Genomic DNA, 17,345 nt, shown 5'->3' on the forward strand with positions numbered 1-17,345 from the left:
TTCAGATAACCAACTCCACCGCCACCTTCGCCCGCAAAGCCCTACCACCAAGTTGCTCAACCAGCGTCAACGCAAACTCCAGCGTCGCGCCGGAACCTTGGGCGGTGATGCAGTTGCCATCGACTACCACCGGTTGATCAATAAACGTACAGCCGGAGAGTTGATGGCTGGCACTCGGCAAACAGGTCATGCGCCGCTGGCGCAGTAAGCCGAAGGCTTGCAGGACGACGGCAGGGGCTTCGGCGATGGCGGCAAACAGGCGCCCGGCGCTGGCCTGATCCTTGAGCACTTGTTGCAGTGGTTGATGCGCCGCCAGGTGCTGTGAGCCGACGGCGCCGCCGGGCAGAACGATCAGATCGAAGGTTTGTGCCAGCACATCGACCAGCATGCCGTCCGCCGTCAGCCGTGTGCCGCGCGCGCAGGTGAGCATGCGCCGGCCTTCGACGCTGGCCGCGACCACTTCGATGCCGGCGCGGCGCAACACGTCGATCAGGGTCACGCTTTGCAGATCATCGATGCCCTCGGCGAGGGTAATCAGGGCTCTAAAGGTCATGGGCGCTATCCACTGAATGATCTTTAAAGCGTAGTCAGCTTTGCCCTCAACCGTTCGGGGTTGCCGTTACTTGATGTAAAGCTGGGTCGACATCGTGTTGCGCGGGGCGTTGATCGAGGTGTTGCTGAAGCTGAAAGTGCCCTCCTGCTTGCCTGCCAGATCGAACGTATAGAGAGAACCAACGGTTTTACTGCCGGGGTTGCATTCGGTCAGGTTGCCGTTATCGAAGGCGCATACCGGGGATCGCGTGCCATTCACTTCGAAGCCGTCCAATGTCGCTTGTGGCTGGCTCTGGCCATAGCCAACCTCCAGCACGTAGACCTTGATGCTCGGTCCGCTGTGATTGCACTGGGTTTGCGGCTGGTTATCGGCAATGTCTTCCAGGCCGCAGGCCGACGATTGCACCTTGATCACTTTCACTTGGGTCAATGGCGGCGCCGATGCCGCGAACGCAGCAGAGGCTCCAGTCATCAGCCCGGCGATTAATCCGAAAGCCGTCATCCAGCGCTTGCTCATGCGATCCACATCCTTAGAAAAAAACTGCGCGCAGTATGGCGCAGTTGGCCCCGGCGCAAAACTTCGCCGACGATCGACACCAACAACCGCCATATTCCTCACGCTGCTGGTATGATGCGCGGCTTTTTCCGGCCCACTACAATTTTCCAGGCGCTTGCGACGGTCTGTGCTTTGCTGTTGAGGTCGATACATTCACGGCGCCATGCGCGCCACGGGGAGCAGACATGCTGGAAAGGCTGTTTCAACTCAAGGCACACAACACCAACGTGCGCACCGAGATTCTTGCGGGCATCACGACTTTCCTGGCCATGGCCTACATTCTGTTCGTCAACCCGAGCATTCTCGGCGAGACCGGTATGGACAAGGGCGCGGTATTCGTCGCCACCTGTCTCGCCGCCGCCATCGGTTCGACGGTGATGGGCCTGATCGCCAACTACCCGATCGCCCTCGCACCGGGCATGGGCCTGAACGCCTTCTTCACTTACACCGTCGTGCTGCACATGGGCCACACCTGGCAAGTAGCGCTGGGGGCGGTATTCATTTCGGCGGTGCTGTTCTTCCTGCTGTCGATCTTCCGCATCCGTGAATGGATCATCAACAGTATTCCGCTGCCGCTGCGCTCGGCGATTGCGGCCGGTATCGGCCTGTTCCTGGCGCTGATCGCGCTGCACAACGCCGGTATCGTGGTCAGCAACCCGGCGACCATGGTCGGCCTCGGTGACCTGAAACAACCTGCGCCGATCCTCGCAACCCTCGGTTTCGCCCTGATCGTTGCCCTCGAAGCACTGAAAGTGCGCGGCGCAGTGCTGATCGGCATTCTGGTGGTGACCATCGTGTCGATCGCCATGGGCTTTACCCCGTTCGGCGGCGTGACCTCGATGCCACCTTCGCTGGCCCCGACCTTCCTGCAACTGGACATCAAAGGCGCTTTGGACATCGGTCTAGTCAGCGTGATTTTCGCCTTCCTATTCGTTGACCTGTTCGACAACTCCGGCACCCTGATCGGCGTCGCCAAGCGTGCCGGCCTGATGGGCAAGGACGGCCACATGCCGAAAATGGGCCGTGCGCTGATCGCCGACAGCACCGCGGCCATGGCCGGTTCGTTGCTGGGCACGTCGACCACCACCAGTTACATCGAATCGGCTGCTGGCGTGAGCGCGGGCGGCCGCACCGGTCTGACCGCCGTCGTTGTCGCGATCCTGTTCCTGCTCGCGCTGTTCTTCTCGCCACTGGCGGCCAGCGTTCCGGCCTTCGCCACGGCACCGGCGCTGCTGTTCGTCGCCGTGTTGATGACTTCGGGCCTGGCGGAAATAGACTGGGACGACATCACCGTTGCCGCACCGGTCGTCGTCACCGCGTTGGCCATGCCGTTCACTTATTCGATCGCCAACGGCATCGCGTTCGGCTTCATTTCCTGGACCGTGATCAAGTTGCTGTCCGGTCGCGCTCGTGAGCTGAACCCGGCGCTGGTGATTCTGTCGATTCTGTTCGTGATCAAGTTGGGTTGGTTCAACGCATGACATTTGATTCCCAGGCTTACGCCGAGCAACTTGAAGCCAAGGTCACGCGTTTGCGTGATCTGCTGGCGCCGTTCGATGCACCCGAGCCGACAGTGTTCGACTCGCCGCTGCAGAACTTCCGTCTGCGCGCCGAGTTCCGCCTCTGGCGCGAGGGTGGCGATCGGCATTACGCGATGTTCGCTCAGGACGACAAGCGCACGCCAATCCTCATCGAAGAATTCCCGATCGCCAGCCTGCGTATCAATCAGTTGATGCCGCAGTTGAAAGCCGCATGGCAGGCGAGTTCGGCGCTGAGCCACAAGTTGTTTCAGGTGGAGTTCCTGACCACGCTGTCCGGCGATGCGATGATCACCCTGTGCTATCACCGCCCGCTGGACGAACACTGGCAGGCGGCGGCTTCGAAACTGGCGGCAGATCTCGGCGTCAGCATCATTGGTCGCTCGAAGGGCAAACGCGAAGTGCTCGGCCTCGATTACGTTGTCGAGAAGCTCGAAGTCGGCGGCCGCACCTTCAGCTATCGCCAACCGGAAGGCGCGTTCACCCAGCCCAACGGCACGGTGAACCAGAAGATGCTGAACTGGGCGTACGAAGCACTTGGCGATCGCACTGACGATCTGCTGGAGTTGTACTGCGGCAACGGCAACTTCACCCTGCCGCTCGCCACCCGCGTGCGCAAAGTGCTGGCCACCGAAATCAGCAAGACCTCGGTCAACGCGGCATTGAGCAATCTCAGCGAAAACGCTGTGGATAACGTCACGCTGGTGCGCCTTTCCGCCGAAGAGCTGACCGAAGCGCTCAACGAAGTGCGTCCGTTCCGTCGCCTGCAAGGCATCGACCTGAAGAGCTACGAGTTCGGTAGTGTCTTCGTCGACCCGCCACGTGCCGGCATGGACCCGGACACCTGCGAGCTGACCCGGCGTTTCGACAACATCCTCTACATCTCCTGCAACCCGGAAACCCTGGCGGCCAACATCGCCCAGTTGCACGACACGCACCGCATCACACGCTGCGCGTTGTTCGACCAGTTCCCGTGGACGCATCACATGGAATCGGGTGTGTTACTGACCCGCCGTTGATTTGCCGCAGATGCTGGACACAAGAAAGCCGTCGTGATTGACGGCTTTTTTGTGGACGATCACACAGCGGGGTCGATTTTGCGCGGACGTCCGCCCTTCTTGCCATTGGCCCGTGCTGCTTCAGACTTTGCAGCACTGCTTTGACGACCGTTGCGCGAAGCGACTACCGAAGCCGCCATCGCCATCAGTGACGGACTCGCCGAGATCAGTCCGGCGATGGAAACATCGAGGTCTTTGCCCTCGTGGCAAAGTGCAGTGCCCGCGAATCCTATCGTCAGGTTCGCATAATCCTGTGCATCGAATCCGTTGAACTCAGGATAGCGATTCACCGGCAGCAACACGCCGCTGCCGTCTTCAAAACGAATGACCAAAGATGGTTTTTCATAGGTTACAGAGACAGCCTGCAAGCTGCTGGCGCGGTTTGCTTCCCCGCGTTTGATTGCTGCATCGATCGTTTCTTCCGTCAATGGCCTACGTGCGGAAGGCTTTGCCTTGATGATGTTCATAAATTGATTTCGACTCCCTCCAATGCGCCTATCAAGGTCAGAAAGGTCTTGTCCCCTTCCGGCTCATAACGTGCCGAACCGACTCTGTAAGTTGTGTGAGTGACGACTTTCATCCCCAGCACCTGGTTTGAGTGGTTGTCCCACAATTTATTGTCGAGACAGACGGTTTGTAATCTCGACCACCAAATCCTACGGGCCCGTCGCAGATGAGCGGGCTGTTCAAGGGATTGGCACAAGCCTTCCAGCACGGCCAGCGGCGGTCGACAAGAGAGCGGAGCGACATCCCAGACCTCAATATCGTTATGCCAGAAACTAAACTGCAACCGGGCATTCCAGGCGCCTGCGTTCACGTGAACATGTGGCGGGCAATGCTCATCTCGCAGCATGACGACAATCGACAATCCTTTGTAACTGCACACCCGCATGCTAACCCATCCGTTAGGTTAATAAGTTTCAGGATTTGATATCCCGTTCAAATCCGACGACTGGTGAACAGCTCGACCAGGCCTCCCACCGCAGTCAAGGCTAGCGTCGAAGCGGTCGGTGAGTGGCACAGTTTTCGGGAAAAACCGTAAGCAAAGCTGTCGTCACATCTCGATCCAAGCGCAACGCGAATATTACTTGTGTGCGATCACCGAACATAAAACGCCACGGCCATTTTTGTTCAATTGACCATGGTAACCATCTGGTACATTTTATCTCCACAGGCTGAAACCTTCGGCCAAAGCCAAAAACAATAAGTGGAGTCACCCCCTCATGCCCCCTATCGTTCTGGTGCTCAACGGCCCGAACCTGAACCTGCTCGGCACTCGAGAGCCGGCGACTTACGGTCACGAAACCCTGGCGGACATCTCTGCACTGTGCGGTCGCGCGGCCGAAGAATTCGGCCTGGCCATGGAATTTCGCCAGACCAATCACGAAGGCGAACTGCTCGACTGGATTCACGCTGCTCGCGGTCGTTGCGCCGGGATCGTGATCAACCCGGCCGCGTGGACGCACACCTCGGTAGCCATTCGCGATGCCTTGGTCGCCAGTGAATTGCCGGTGATCGAAGTGCACCTGTCGAACGTCCATGCACGCGAGCCGTTCCGGCATCACTCGTTCGTCTCGGCCATCGCCACAGCAGTGATGTGCGGGTTCGGCAGCCATGGCTATCGTCTGGCCCTGGAACATTTCAGCCAGCGGCTGAAGGGGCAAACAGCATGAGTCGCCACAACGTGATACTGGCCGGGCTGATCGGTGCTGGCATTCAGGCCTCGCGCACGCCAGCGCTGCACGAGCACGAGGGTGATGCACAGGGCATGCGCTACCTGTATCGATTGATCGATCTGGATCAGCTGAAAATGGACACCACCGCCCTGCCCGATCTGCTGCTGGCGGCGGAGCGCATGAATTACACCGGACTGAACATTACGTTTCCGTGCAAGCAGGCCATCATGCCGTTGCTGGATGAATTGTCCCCGGAAGCCAAGGGCATCGGCGCGGTAAACACCGTGGTATTGAAGGACGGCAAACGTGTCGGTCACAACACCGATTGCCTCGGTTTCGCCGAGGGTTTTCGCCGAGGCTTGCAGGACGCCGCCCGTGAGCGTGTGGTGCAGATGGGCGCCGGTGGTGCGGGCGCGGCAGTGGCCCACGCCCTGTTGAGCGAAGGCGTACAGCAGTTGAGCATTTTCGACGTCGACAGCGACCGCGCCGAGAGTCTGGCGAACAATCTCAATCAGCATTTCGGCTTCGGTCGCGCGGTGGCCGGCCGAGATCTGCCGAGTACGCTGAACCAGGCAGATGGTCTGGTGAACACTACGCCGATGGGCATGGCCAAACTGCCGGGCATGCCGGTGCCGGTCGAGTTGCTGCGCAAGGAATTGTGGGTCGCGGAGATTGTGTATTTCCCGCTGGAAACCGAACTGCTGCGCAACGCCCGTGCCTTGGGTTGCCGCACGCTGGACGGCGGCAACATGGCGGTGTTCCAGGCAGTGAAGGCGTTCGAACTGTTCAGCGGCGTGGTGCCGGATGCACAGCGGATGCTCGCGCATTTTCAAAGCATGAACGGGTGAAACAATTTGCTTCCCTGTAGGAGTGAGCCTGCTCGCGATGGCGTCCTGTCAGCCAACACATTAGTTGCCTGACACACCGCTATCGCGAGCAGGCTCACTCCTACAGGGGTTCAGTGTCAGGCTTGCAGGTAGCGCAACACCGACTCGCAGATCATCTCGCGATGCCGCTGCTTGATGCTTTCATCCGGCAGATCGATCTGAAAAATCTCGCCAAACGTATGCCGGTTCGACACGCGATAGAAGCAGAACGAGCTGATCAGCAAATGCACGTCCAGAGCATCCAGCCCGCTGCGGAATACTCCCTCCTCGACACCGCGACGCAGAATCTCGCCCAGTGAATCGAGGATGGTGTTGTTCATCGCCTTGATCGCGTCGGAACGCTTCACGTATTCGGCGTTGTGGATATTTTCGATGCTGACGATGCGCACGAAATCGACGTTGCGGTCGTGGTGATCGAAGGTGAACTCCACCAACCGCCGAATCGCCACCACCGGCGACAGTTCGTCGAGGTGCAGTCGGTTTTCGGTGCTGCGGATATCACCGTAAAGCTTCTCCAACACCTCGACGTACAACTGTTCCTTACTGCCGAAGTAGTAATAGATCATGCGTTTTGAGGTATGGATACGCTCGGCGATCGCGTCGACGCGGGCACCGGACAAACCCTGCTGGACGAATTCGACGATCGCCTCCTGCAGGATGTTCTCGCGGGTCTTTTCCGGGTTGTTCTTGCGACTCTTGCGCGGCTCTACCGCTGGTACGACGGAAGCTGCGGGGAGTTCTGGGATCATTGTCATTGCGGGCTCACGGCCATCACTGCACAGGCGGCGATTATGAGCCGCGCGGCACAGTGAAGGAAGCCGCGCAGCCCGTGTTTAATCCCGCGTTTACGAATTCCCTACAACTTAGCCTGGCGAACGGCGCCACTGCGTGATTTGGCCATCGCTGCCAGACGTACGGCGACGTTCGCCGCACCATAACCGGCATAACCGTTTTTACGCTGGATGATCTCGAAGAAAAAGCGTCCTTCGAACGGCTCGGTGTAGACGTGGAACAACTCACCGCCCTGCGCGTCACGGTCGTAGAGCACGTTGTAATACGCCAGTTCGCTGAGGAATTCGTCGTCGAAATCGAAACGTGCGGCGAGGTCGTCGTAATAGTTGAGCGGGATATCCAGCAGCGGCACTCCGGCCTCTTTGGCGCGACTGACTTCAGCGAAGATGTCGTCGCAATCGAAGGCGATGTGATGCACACCAGAACCGTGATAACTCGACAAGGCGTGGGAGATCGCAGTGTTGCGGTTCTCTGAGATGTTCAGCGGCAACCGGATCGAACTGTCGCGGCTGCGCAACGCGCGGCTCTTCACCAGACCGTACGGGTCGGGCAGCACTACTTCGTCGTCGGCCTCGAAATCCAGCAGGCTTTTATAGAACAGCACCCAACTGTCTAGGCTGTCGGCGGGCAGCGCCATGGCCATGTGGTCGATGCGCTTCAGGCCGCCACGGGCCGTCGCGTTTGTCAGCAGGTTGAAATCGGTGCCGTAGACATCGGCCTGTTCATCCACCAGATAAATCAGGCTGCCGTCCGGCGCGCGCACGGCCGCCAGTTCCAGTTCATTAGGGCCGACCAATCCACGATAGGGCTGCCCTTTGTAAGCGACGGCACGGGCCAGCGCACTGGCGCTGTCCTTGACTCGCACAGCCGTCGCACACAGCGATGGGCCGTGAGCCTCGAAAAAACTGTGGGCAAACGAATAGGGTTCGGAGTTGAGGATCAGGTTGATATCGCCCTGGCGCAACAGGCTGACGCTCTTGGAGCGGTGCTGCCCGGCCTTGACGAAACCCAAACGTTCCAGCCAATGGCTGAGCTTCGCGCCAAGCGCTTCATCGACGGCAAACTCGAGAAATTCGATGCCGTTGTATTCACTGGCTTTCGGCGTTTCGAAAAGGATTTCACGGTTCGCCACAGGTTGGCTGTCCTGCTCCAGACGCTGGCGGGTCTTCTCTTCCAGATACAGCAGCGAACGCAAACCGTCAGCGGCATTGGCCCGTGGCGGCGCCGCACGGAAGCCGTCGTTGAAGATTTCCAGCGACAGCGGCCCGGTGTAACCACTCTGAATGATCGGCGCGAGGAACCCCGGCAGATCGAATTCACCCTGCCCCGGGAAGCAGCGGAAATGCCGGCTCCACTCCAGCACATCCATCGCCAGAATCGGCGCGTCGGCCATTTGCACAAAGAAGATTTTATCGCCGGGGATGTCGGCAATCGCACGCGGATCGCCCTTCAGCGACAGGGTATGAAAACTGTCGAGCAGCACGCCAAGGCTCGGGTGATCGGCCTGACGGACGATGTCCCAGACCTGTTGATAAGTATTCACGTGGCGGCCCCAGGCCAGCGCCTCGTAACCAATGCGCAAGCCGCGCGCGCCGGCGTGTTCGGCCAGCAGGTGCAGGTCATCGATGAGGATTTGCTGATCGCCGACGCTGTCCGCCGAAGCATTGCTGCACACCAGCACCAGATCGGTGCCCAGTTCCTGCATCAGGTCGAACTTGCGCTCGGCACGTTCCAGGTTGCGCGCCAGGCGATCACGGCGGCAGCCTTCGAAATCGCGGAACGGCTGAAACAGAGTGATGGCGATGCCGAGATCGGCGCACATCTGTTTGATTTCCCGCGGACTGCCGTCGTAGTACAGGAGATCGTTTTCGAAAATCTCCACCCCGTCGAACCCGGCGGCGGCGATGGCTTCGAGTTTTTCCGGCAGGGTGCCGCTCAAGGAAACGGTGGCAATGGAACGCTGCATGCTTCAACTCCCGGACTGCGCGGCTGTATGGCGGGGGATCGTTTTTATAGTGGGGAAATTATTGGCTGCATCGAACGCGGCAGCAATTTAAAGTGTACTAGCCGGTTAGTTTTGCGTGCGATTATCGAACACAATGGCGTTTTGGCGAATTGACGATTTTTCGTCCGCTGCCCACCATCGACTGCACATTGAGTCCGGATCTGAACCACCGGTCGCAGCGTGCACGAAAAAAGCACACCAAATAAAAAATCCAAAAACGGGTGGAACACATGATTCCTTCACAGACTTCCCGCATGGCCCCGGCCATGAGCACTGCCACGGGTGGCATCGGCGACAAGATCCGCGGCGCCATGGCGGTCGGCAAAACCCGTTGGGGCATGCTGGCACTGGTGTTTTTCGCCACCACCCTGAACTACATCGACCGCGCCGCACTCGGCGTCATGCAGCCAATCCTCGCCAAGGAAATGAGCTGGACGGCGATGGATTACGCCAACATCAACTTCTGGTTTCAGGTCGGTTACGCGATCGGTTTCGTCCTGCAAGGGCGGTTGATTGACCGGGTCGGCGTCAAGCGCGTGTTCTTCTGCGCCGTCCTGCTCTGGAGCCTGGCCACCGGTGCCCACGGCCTGGCGACATCGGCGGTCGGCTTCATGGTCTGCCGATTCATCCTTGGCCTGACTGAAGCCGCCAACTACCCGGCCTGCGTGAAAACCACGCGCCTGTGGTTCCCGGCCGGCGAACGCGCCGTGGCCACCGGCATCTTCAACGCTGGCACCAACGTTGGCGCGATGTTCACGCCAATGTTGCTGCCATTGGTGCTCCACGTCTGGGGCTGGCAGGCGGCGTTCCTGTGCATGTCGGCACTGGGCGGGATCTGGCTGTTGTTCTGGGGCTTGAAGTACTTCAACCCGGAAGATCACCCGAGCGTTAAACAATCGGAGCTCGATTACATCCAGCAGGAAGTCGAACCGGAACAGGCCCGCGTGCCGTTCTCGAAAATCCTCCGCATGCGCGGCACCTGGGCCTTTGCCCTCGCCTACTCGCTGACTGCACCGGTGTTCTGGTTCTACCTGTACTGGCTGCCGCCGTTCCTCAATCAGCAATACAACCTGGGCATCAACGTCACCCAGATGGGCATTCCGCTGATCATCATCTACGTCACCGCCGATTTCGGCAGTGTCGGTGGCGGCATTCTGTCTTCGTTCCTGATCGGTCGCGGGATGAACTCGATCAAAGCGCGGTTGCTGTCGATGTTCCTGTTTGCCTGCTGCATCATCGGCGTGGTCATGGCCGCCGGCTCCGCGAACCTGTGGGTCGCCGTAGCCGCCATCTCCCTGGCCATCGGCGCGCATCAGGCATGGACGGCGAACATCTGGAGCCTGGTGATGGACTACACGCCCAAGCACATGATGAGTACGGTGTTCGGTTTCGGCGGCATGTGTGCGGCGATTGGCGGGATGTTCATGACCCAGATCGTCGGCCACATCCTCACCGTCACCAACAACAACTACACCGTGTTGTTCACCCTGATCCCGGCGATGTACTTCATTGCGCTGACGTGGATGTACTTCATGGCCCCGCGCAAAATCCCGACCGTCACCGAATAAACCCTGTAGGAGCTGCGGCACGCTGCGATCTTTTGATCTTGATGCTGAAGATCAAAAGATCGCAGCGTGCCGCAGCTCCTACAGGGTTTTGTATTCGGCAAAAAAGCGTGTGGATTCCTTCAGCGGCGGCTCTGCTGCCACGCCGCCGCCAGGCCGCTGCAACAAATCACCGCAATGCCGATGATCGTCAACAGACTCGGCGTGTGATTGAACAGCAACCAACCCAACAACCCCGCAAAGACGATCTGGCAATAACCGAACGGCGCCAGCAATGCCGGTGCGGCATGCCGGAACGCCTGGGTCAGAAACAAATGCGCGGTCATCCCGCAACTGCCCAGCGCCAGCATCAGCACGGCGTGATTGAGCGTTGGCACCTGCCAGAAGAACGGCACCAGCGCGCTCATCACCAACGTGTTGCACAGCCCGGCGAAAAAGTTGCTGGTGGTCGGGCTGTCCACCTCCGCCAGTTTTCGCGTGAGCAACTGATAAAAGCAGAAAAACAACGCCGAGCAGAACGGCAAAAGCACCGCTGGAGTGAACAGTTCACCGCCCGGATGGACGATGATCAGCACACCGATAAAGCCACAAATCACCGCGATCCATTGGCCGCGTGTCACCCGTTCCTTGAGCAGCGGCACTGACAATGCCGTCACCAAAACCGGCGCAAGAAAGTTGACCGCCGTGGCTTCCGCCAACGGGATGTACAGCAGCGCCGTGGTGAAAAACAGGCTGGTGCCCAGTAGGCAAAGTGCTCGGGTCAACTGCCATAAAGGCTTCTTGGTGCGCAGGACGCGCAACCCCGACTGCGGCAGAAAAATTCCCGCCATCAATAACGTGTGCACCAGATAACGCGCCCAGACCACCATCACGATCGGATAGAAACCGGACAGGTATTTCGACAGTGCGTCATGGCTGGAGAACAGGAAGGTTGCCACGACGATCAGCAAGATCCCCTTGAAGGGTTGGTTTATTCCGGATAACGGTGTGCTGACGGTCATGGGACCTCCCTGTAAATACTGCGCAACAATCTAGAGCCGGAGTTCTGGCTCTTACAGACAACATTCGAAATACCGGGCGAACAGCGCACAGCTTCATTCGATCACAACACTTCGGACACTTCCGGGGCGATGGCTGGAAGGTTTCCTGAGCGCATAAAGAAGCCCTGCCCGGATTACATCCGGACGTAGTCATTTTCGACAAGTTAATACTGAAAAGAACGACATTTATTTCATCAGCCGAAAGTGGCTTACGCGCTCTTACACATTGCGCCTGCAACACCCTCCACATGCGGATATTCATAGGCCGGGCAATAAACGCCCATAAACCTATGAGAGATAAGCAAAATGTTATGGAACAAATCTGAACGCAGCAACAACGTGGACGATCAGCGAAAGCAAAAGGAGCGCCGTAGCGCGACAGGGATAGCCTTGGCCACAGGGCTGATTGCCTCCCTTGCGGTCGCCTACGGAGGGTACTGGGCAGCGCTTGAAACTACCGTCGGTCCTGCGGCGGCGGCCGTAGTCAAGGCGCAGCACGACGCAGAGATCGCCGCCCTTTTAAAAGACGATCCGCATCGCGTATTCATCGAGGCGGTACTGGGAAGTACCGAAGAGGTATGGACTGAGTTTTTCGCCGAGTCAGGTCAGGCATATTCCCCACCGACTCTGGTGTTATACAACGAAAAAAAACCCTCGGCCTGCGGTGTAGTAGACGCGCAAAAGCACGGTGCGGTCTATTGCCCCACTGATCAGCAAATCTATATTGATCTGCGCTGGCTAGATGAACAGACGACAACCCCCTCAACCGTCAACGACTTCGCGCAGGCCTACATCATCGCTCATGAAGTCGGACACCACGTCCAGAACTTTTTGGGAAGCCACAAAAAAATAAATGAGGCTAAAGCGCGCGGGGAGACTGTCGTCGGCGAGAGTGGACTCGATGTGCGCCTGGAATTGCAGGCCGACTGCCTGGCCGGAGTCTGGGCCTTCAACGCTCAGCAGCGTCTGAACTGGCTGGAGCCCGATGATATCGAAGAAGCCTTGGACGCCGCCTTCGACGGCGGTGATGATCTCCTGCTGGATGAGGATGTAGATCCGAACTCGTTTACTCACGGCACCGCCGAGCAAAGGGTGAGCTGGTTCAACACCGGATTCGCGCAGGGCCAGGTTGGCCAGTGCGACACCTTCGCGGCGAAGAATCTGTAAATGCATAAATGGCTTTTGCCACCTGCGTCATGTGGTCGTGAGTGGTTACTCGTGCAACTGGTTCAATGAACAGCGACCCGTGACGTTCAATCACACGCGATTCACGGGTTTCAATCGCTGGAAGTGAAGCACATGAAAAACAGCAGGCCTGACGGCACACCGTTATAGTTCACGTCGGGCACATGATCCTTGACTGGCCATCGAACCGTCGGGGCCGTTCAGGTGTCTGACGACCGGACTGGCGCCGTGACCGCGCACCAGCAACACTCATCACCACGTAACTCTTTACCGTACAAATAGAGGATTCCCGCATGCTATGGAAAAAAGGCCGACGCAGTGACAACGTCGTCGATGCGCGTGGTGATGATGCCGGCGGTGGCGGCGGCATGCGCTTCGGCGGGGGCAAAGGCCTGAGCCTGGGGGCCATCCTGCTGATCGTCGGGATTGGCTGGATCACCGGACAGGATCCATTGCAGATCCTCGGCCAACTGACCGGGCAAGTGGGCCAGCAAACGGCGCCGACCTCGCAAACCCGCCAGGCACCGCCGGCCAATGATGAACAGGCGGAATTCGTCCGTTCGATCCTCGGCGATACCGAAGACACCTGGGGCGCAATTTTCCAGCAGGCCGGCCGGCAATATAAAGATCCGACGCTGGTGCTGTTCAGCAATCGGGTGAATTCGGCCTGCGGCCTGGCGACTTCCGCCACCGGCCCGTTCTACTGCCCGGCAGATCAGAAGGTCTATCTGGACATGGCGTTCTTCCAGGAAATGGCCCAACGCTTCAAAGCGGCGGGCGATTTCGCGCAGGCCTACGTGATCGCGCACGAAGTCGGACACCATGTGCAGACGCTTCTTGGCGTCTCGGCGAAAATTCAGACAGCCCGCCAGCAGGGCCGGCAGATGGAAGGCGACGGTGGTCTACTGGTGCGTCAGGAATTGCAGGCCGACTGCCTGGCTGGCGTCTGGGCCTATCACGCGCAGAAGCGTCTGAACTGGCTGGAACCGGGCGACATCGAAGAAGCCTTGAACGCCGCCAATGCCATCGGCGATGATCGCTTGCAACAACAGGGTCAGGGCCGTGTGGTGCCAGACTCGTTTACCCACGGTACGTCGGCGCAAAGGGTGCGCTGGTTCAAAACCGGATTCGCGCAGGGCCAGGTTGGCCAGTGCGATACCTTCGCGGCGAAAAACCTGTAAATGCATAAATGGCTTTTGGCGTTACTGATCATTGGCAGCACCGCGCAAGCGGCCGGCGTCGACGCGATCAGCTCCGGTCGCTTGCAATTCAAGGCTGGCGAAATGGCGGTGGGCATCGGCCCCGCGCCCGAGAAGATCGAGCGCGTGCTGATCGTCATTCATGGTCGGTTGCGTAACGCCGAGACCTATCGCAAAAGCGCCGAAAGCGCTGCCGAACTGGCGGGACAAACCGCGCACACGCTGGTGATCGCGCCGCAGTTTCTCAACGAAAGCGATGTTGCCCTGTATTCCTTGCCCGCAACATTGCTGCGCTGGAAAGGCAACGAATGGATGGGCGGCGGTTTATCCACAGGGCCGAATCCATTGAGTTCCTATGCGGCGCTGGATGAAATCGTTGCGCGCATCAGTGATCGCAAACAATTTCCCGACGTGAAGCAAATCGTGATCTTCGGCCACTCTGGCGGCGGCCAGGTGGTGCAGCGTTACGCCCTGCTCGCCAAGGATCAGCCGGCGCTTAAAGCCAACGGCATCCGCTTGCGTTATGTGGTAGCCAATCCGTCTTCTTATGCGTACTTCAATGAGCAACGACCGGTGGCGTTCGATCATGCCAAGTGCGCGGGTTTCAATCGCTGGAAGTACGGTCTGGCAGACATGCCGGTGTATGCCGGCGGGCAAACACCGTTGCAGCTGGAAAGCAGTTACACCAAACGCGAAGTGATTTATTTACTCGGGCAACAGGATATCGACCCCCAGCATCCGGCGCTGGACAAGAGCTGTTCAGCCGAAGCGCAAGGCGCTTATCGCTTGGAGCGCGGCAAGCTGTTTTTCGGCTACCTGCTGCGCCGCCATCCGGAAGGAGTCAATCAACGACTGGTCGAGGTACCCGGGGTTGGGCATAACGGCGATGGAATGTTGACCTCGCCGGAGGGGCAGAAGGCTCTGTTCGAGCAGTAATTTTTGTGGCGACTGTGCGGGCCTTTTCGCGAGCAGGCTCGCTCCCACAATGGATTTACGCATTGCACAAAATCTCTGTGCACAGGAGATCTAATGTAGGAGCGAGCCTGCTCGCGAAGGCGCCCCTTCTGACAACAAAATTCTCAGGCCAAAAGCATCCGCCGCAACTCGACACAATCCTGCGCATGCCAATCCGTCAGCTCCGGCCACGGGTTATCCGGCAAATTCACCAACACCGTCCGTGCCCCCGCCGCACGTCCGCAATCCAGATCAAAGCGGTAATCACCGACCATCACCAACTCGCTGGCCGGCACCGCCCACGCGTCTGCCAATTTCAGCAAACCGCCGGGATGCGGTTTCGGCGGTGCTTCATCGCGCCCCAAGACATCCTCCACCGCAAAGCAGTCCGCCAGACCAATCGCCTCCAGCGTCACATGCGCCAGCTCTCGGGCATTGCGGGTCAGAATGCCGAGGCGATAACCGCGTGAGTGCAGATCACGCACCAGCTCCACAGCCCCGGTAGCCGGGGTCGAACCCAGCGCCAGATCGCGTTCATGCTCCAGCAACCACGCGTGCTTGGCGGCGGCTTCATCTGCGGGCAACGCGGCGAGGTGAGTGAGAATGTCGTCCTCGGGCGGAATGGCAAGCGCCACACGAATCGCCGCAAAATCATGCACGGCGACGGTCAGTGTGCCGTCCATGTCGAACACCCAATGGCGGACGTCGGCCAGGCTCATGCCCAATCCTTGCGATGACGAATCAAGCCTTCCTGCGTGACCGACGCCACCAGTTGCCCGGCGCGGTTATACACGCTGCCACGGGAGAAACCTCGGGAATTGCCGGCCCACGGACTGTCCATCGCGTACAGCAACCAGTCATCGGCGCGCAGGTCGTTGTGAAACCACAGCGCGTGATCGAGGCTGGCGACCTGCATGTCTTTCTGCCAGACCGATTTGCCATGAGGCAACATCGATGTGGTCAGCAGACCGAAGTCCGAGGCGTAGGCCAGCAGGTATTTGTGCAGTGCCGGAATGTCGGCCAAAGCGCCATCGGCGCGGAACCATACGTACTTCACCGGATCGGCCGGTTGCGGGTTGTACGGGTCTTTTTCGGTGACCGGGCGCACTTCGATCGGTTTCGGGCACAGCAGTTTTTCGCGCATGTGTTCCGGGATCAGGTGCGCGCGTTGCTGGGTCAGTTCCAGCTCCGAGGGCAGGTTTTCCGGACCGACCACGACGGGCATCTGGCTCTGGTGCTCGAAGCCTTCTTCGTCGTACTGGAACGAAGCGCTGCAGGTGAAGATCGGATTGCCCTTCTGGATCGCCGTGACGCGGCGGGTGCTGAAACTGCCGCCGTCGCGCACGCGATCAACCGAATACACCACCGGCAACTTGGCGTCGCCCGGACGCAGAAAATAGCCGTGCATCGAGTGCACATGGCGCGCTTCTTCAACCGTCTGACTGGCCGCCGACAACGACTGGCCGAGTACCTGACCACCGAACAACTGACGAAAACCCAGATCCTGGCTGCGGCCACGGAAGAGGTTTTCTTCGATCGGTTCCAGGGTCAGCAGGTCGACCAGATCTTCCAACACTTGGCTCATTCAGACTCTCCTCACACAACGCAATGCCGCGCAGTCTTGGCTGCGGCGGCCGATTCAGGTTCTGGCGCGAGCCACTATCGCGCCATTGTAAACGTCCATGTCGGCTTAGCCATGCAAGGTTTGCAGCCATTGTTCCCGGGTGATGCGGTACAGCACATGCCTGCGTAACGGATGATCGACGGCCAGTTTCGGGTGATCGAAATCATCGGCCGGAGCGTGGTGCATGCCGATCGCCTGCATGACTTTCTCCGAAGGCAGATTGCTTTGCGCGGTGAATGACACGATTTCTTTCAAGGCCAATCGATCAAAGCCTGCGCGCAAAGCTGTCCACGCCGCTTCACTGGCATAACCCAAACCCCAATGTTCCCTGGCCAGACGCCAGCCGATTTCCACTGCAGGGGTGAACGGCGCGTCGAAACCCACCACGCCAAGCCCGGTGAAACCGATGAATTCACCGCTGTCCTTGCGTTCCAGCGCCCACAAGCCGAAACCGTGCTCGGCAAAATGCCCGCGCACGCGGCCGATCACCGAAGCGCTTTCCAGTCGGCTCAACGCTGCCGGAAAGTAGCGCATCACTTGAGGATCGGCGCACATCGCCGCAAATGCCGGCAAATCCTCGTCCTGCCACTGACGCATCAGCAAGCGCGCGCTTTGCAGTTCCAGTATCGGCTCCATCGTGCCCCTCCGTTTCCATGCCGCAAGTCTACATCGCTGGTAGGATCGTTCACTCTTTCCTACGCTTCCTACATGAAA

At 59.1% G+C, this 17,345-nt stretch carries 18 protein-coding genes; 8 read left to right on the forward strand and 10 right to left on the reverse strand.

Annotated features, from left to right (window positions below; translation table 11 throughout):
- Nucleotide 1: 1 nt before the first annotated feature.
- The gene (locus JFT91_RS01500) at nucleotides 2–553 is read right to left on the reverse strand and encodes a DJ-1 family glyoxalase III (RefSeq protein ID WP_201231400.1); all 552 of its coding nucleotides are present in this window, start codon (nucleotides 551–553) and stop codon (nucleotides 2–4) included.
- Nucleotides 554–619: 66 nt separating this feature from the next.
- Complete coding sequence (locus JFT91_RS01505) at nucleotides 620–1,069, reverse strand: DUF4879 domain-containing protein (RefSeq protein WP_201231401.1); 450 nt, start codon at nucleotides 1,067–1,069, stop codon at nucleotides 620–622.
- A 224-nt stretch (nucleotides 1,070–1,293) separates the two neighbouring features.
- Between JFT91_RS01505 and JFT91_RS01510 the strand changes: the two genes are divergently transcribed.
- Nucleotides 1,294–2,589: an NCS2 family permease gene (locus JFT91_RS01510; protein ID WP_201228588.1), complete on the forward strand. Its 1,296-nt coding sequence runs from the start codon at nucleotides 1,294–1,296 to the stop codon at nucleotides 2,587–2,589.
- Nucleotides 2,586–3,665, forward strand: a complete 1,080-nt coding sequence (trmA, locus tag JFT91_RS01515; RefSeq protein WP_201228589.1) for a tRNA (uridine(54)-C5)-methyltransferase TrmA — start codon at nucleotides 2,586–2,588, stop codon at nucleotides 3,663–3,665. The genes JFT91_RS01510 and trmA overlap by 4 nt, the downstream gene beginning before the upstream one ends.
- A 59-nt stretch (nucleotides 3,666–3,724) precedes the next feature.
- Here trmA and JFT91_RS01520 read toward each other — a convergent pair whose 3' ends face one another.
- Both JFT91_RS01520 and JFT91_RS01525 read right to left on the reverse strand, forming a co-directional pair.
- Nucleotides 3,725–4,171, reverse strand: a complete 447-nt coding sequence (locus JFT91_RS01520; RefSeq protein WP_201198104.1) for a DUF2442 domain-containing protein — start codon at nucleotides 4,169–4,171, stop codon at nucleotides 3,725–3,727.
- The gene (locus JFT91_RS01525; RefSeq protein ID WP_201198105.1) at nucleotides 4,168–4,596 is read right to left on the reverse strand and encodes a DUF4160 domain-containing protein; all 429 of its coding nucleotides are present in this window, start codon (nucleotides 4,594–4,596) and stop codon (nucleotides 4,168–4,170) included. The genes JFT91_RS01520 and JFT91_RS01525 overlap by 4 nt, the downstream gene beginning before the upstream one ends.
- Before the next feature lie 331 nt (nucleotides 4,597–4,927).
- Here JFT91_RS01525 and aroQ point away from each other — a divergent pair, with 331 nt between their 5' ends.
- Both aroQ and JFT91_RS01535 read left to right on the forward strand, forming a co-directional pair.
- Nucleotides 4,928–5,377, forward strand: a complete 450-nt coding sequence (gene aroQ / locus JFT91_RS01530; protein WP_201231402.1) for a type II 3-dehydroquinate dehydratase — start codon at nucleotides 4,928–4,930, stop codon at nucleotides 5,375–5,377.
- Nucleotides 5,374–6,228, forward strand: coding sequence for a shikimate dehydrogenase (locus JFT91_RS01535; RefSeq protein WP_201228591.1), 855 nt, complete (start codon nucleotides 5,374–5,376; stop codon nucleotides 6,226–6,228). The genes aroQ and JFT91_RS01535 overlap by 4 nt, the downstream gene beginning before the upstream one ends.
- A 116-nt stretch (nucleotides 6,229–6,344) precedes the next feature.
- Here JFT91_RS01535 and JFT91_RS01540 read toward each other — a convergent pair whose 3' ends face one another.
- Nucleotides 6,345–7,022 carry a TetR/AcrR family transcriptional regulator gene (locus JFT91_RS01540; protein WP_201231403.1) on the reverse strand — a complete coding sequence of 226 codons (678 nt, stop codon included), beginning with the start codon at nucleotides 7,020–7,022 and terminating at the stop codon, nucleotides 6,345–6,347.
- 101 nt (nucleotides 7,023–7,123) lie between these two features.
- Complete coding sequence (gene quiC, locus JFT91_RS01545) at nucleotides 7,124–9,025, reverse strand: 3-dehydroshikimate dehydratase QuiC (RefSeq protein ID WP_201231404.1); 1,902 nt, start codon at nucleotides 9,023–9,025, stop codon at nucleotides 7,124–7,126.
- 269 nt (nucleotides 9,026–9,294) lie between these two features.
- On the opposite strand from quiC, the gene JFT91_RS01550 reads away from it, so the two are divergent.
- Complete coding sequence (locus tag JFT91_RS01550; RefSeq protein WP_201228594.1) at nucleotides 9,295–10,632, forward strand: MFS transporter; 1,338 nt, start codon at nucleotides 9,295–9,297, stop codon at nucleotides 10,630–10,632.
- Between the two features lie 119 nt (nucleotides 10,633–10,751).
- On the opposite strand, the gene JFT91_RS01555 is transcribed toward JFT91_RS01550, so the two are convergent.
- Nucleotides 10,752–11,630 carry a DMT family transporter gene (locus JFT91_RS01555; RefSeq protein ID WP_201231405.1) on the reverse strand — a complete coding sequence of 293 codons (879 nt, stop codon included), beginning with the start codon at nucleotides 11,628–11,630 and terminating at the stop codon, nucleotides 10,752–10,754.
- Between the two features lie 345 nt (nucleotides 11,631–11,975).
- On the opposite strand from JFT91_RS01555, the gene ypfJ (JFT91_RS01560) reads away from it, so the two are divergent.
- From ypfJ (JFT91_RS01560) to JFT91_RS01570, 3 genes are all read left to right on the forward strand, one after another.
- Nucleotides 11,976–12,836, forward strand: a complete 861-nt coding sequence (gene ypfJ, locus JFT91_RS01560; RefSeq protein ID WP_201231406.1) for a KPN_02809 family neutral zinc metallopeptidase — start codon at nucleotides 11,976–11,978, stop codon at nucleotides 12,834–12,836.
- A gap of 311 nt (nucleotides 12,837–13,147) precedes the next feature.
- Nucleotides 13,148–14,035, forward strand: coding sequence for a KPN_02809 family neutral zinc metallopeptidase (ypfJ, locus tag JFT91_RS01565; protein WP_201231407.1), 888 nt, complete (start codon nucleotides 13,148–13,150; stop codon nucleotides 14,033–14,035).
- Nucleotides 14,036–14,989, forward strand: coding sequence for an alpha/beta hydrolase family protein (locus tag JFT91_RS01570; RefSeq protein WP_201231408.1), 954 nt, complete (start codon nucleotides 14,036–14,038; stop codon nucleotides 14,987–14,989).
- Between the two features lie 143 nt (nucleotides 14,990–15,132).
- Here the strand turns inward: JFT91_RS01570 and JFT91_RS01575 are convergent, their stop codons facing one another.
- The 3 genes from JFT91_RS01575 to JFT91_RS01585 all read right to left on the reverse strand — a co-directional run bounded on the left by JFT91_RS01575 (nucleotide 15,133) and on the right by JFT91_RS01585 (nucleotide 17,267).
- Nucleotides 15,133–15,726, reverse strand: a complete 594-nt coding sequence (locus JFT91_RS01575; RefSeq protein WP_201231409.1) for an HAD family hydrolase — start codon at nucleotides 15,724–15,726, stop codon at nucleotides 15,133–15,135.
- Complete coding sequence (gene tesB, locus JFT91_RS01580) at nucleotides 15,723–16,592, reverse strand: acyl-CoA thioesterase II (RefSeq protein ID WP_201228605.1); 870 nt, start codon at nucleotides 16,590–16,592, stop codon at nucleotides 15,723–15,725. Before tesB ends, JFT91_RS01575 begins: the two co-directional genes overlap by 4 nt.
- Nucleotides 16,593–16,697: 105 nt before the next feature.
- The gene (locus JFT91_RS01585) at nucleotides 16,698–17,267 is read right to left on the reverse strand and encodes a GNAT family N-acetyltransferase (protein WP_201228606.1); all 570 of its coding nucleotides are present in this window, start codon (nucleotides 17,265–17,267) and stop codon (nucleotides 16,698–16,700) included.
- Nucleotides 17,268–17,345 lie beyond the last annotated feature (78 nt).

The sequence above is a fragment of the Pseudomonas sp. TH08 genome (assembly GCF_016651275.1).
Taxonomy (GTDB): Bacteria; Pseudomonadota; Gammaproteobacteria; order Pseudomonadales; family Pseudomonadaceae; genus Aquipseudomonas.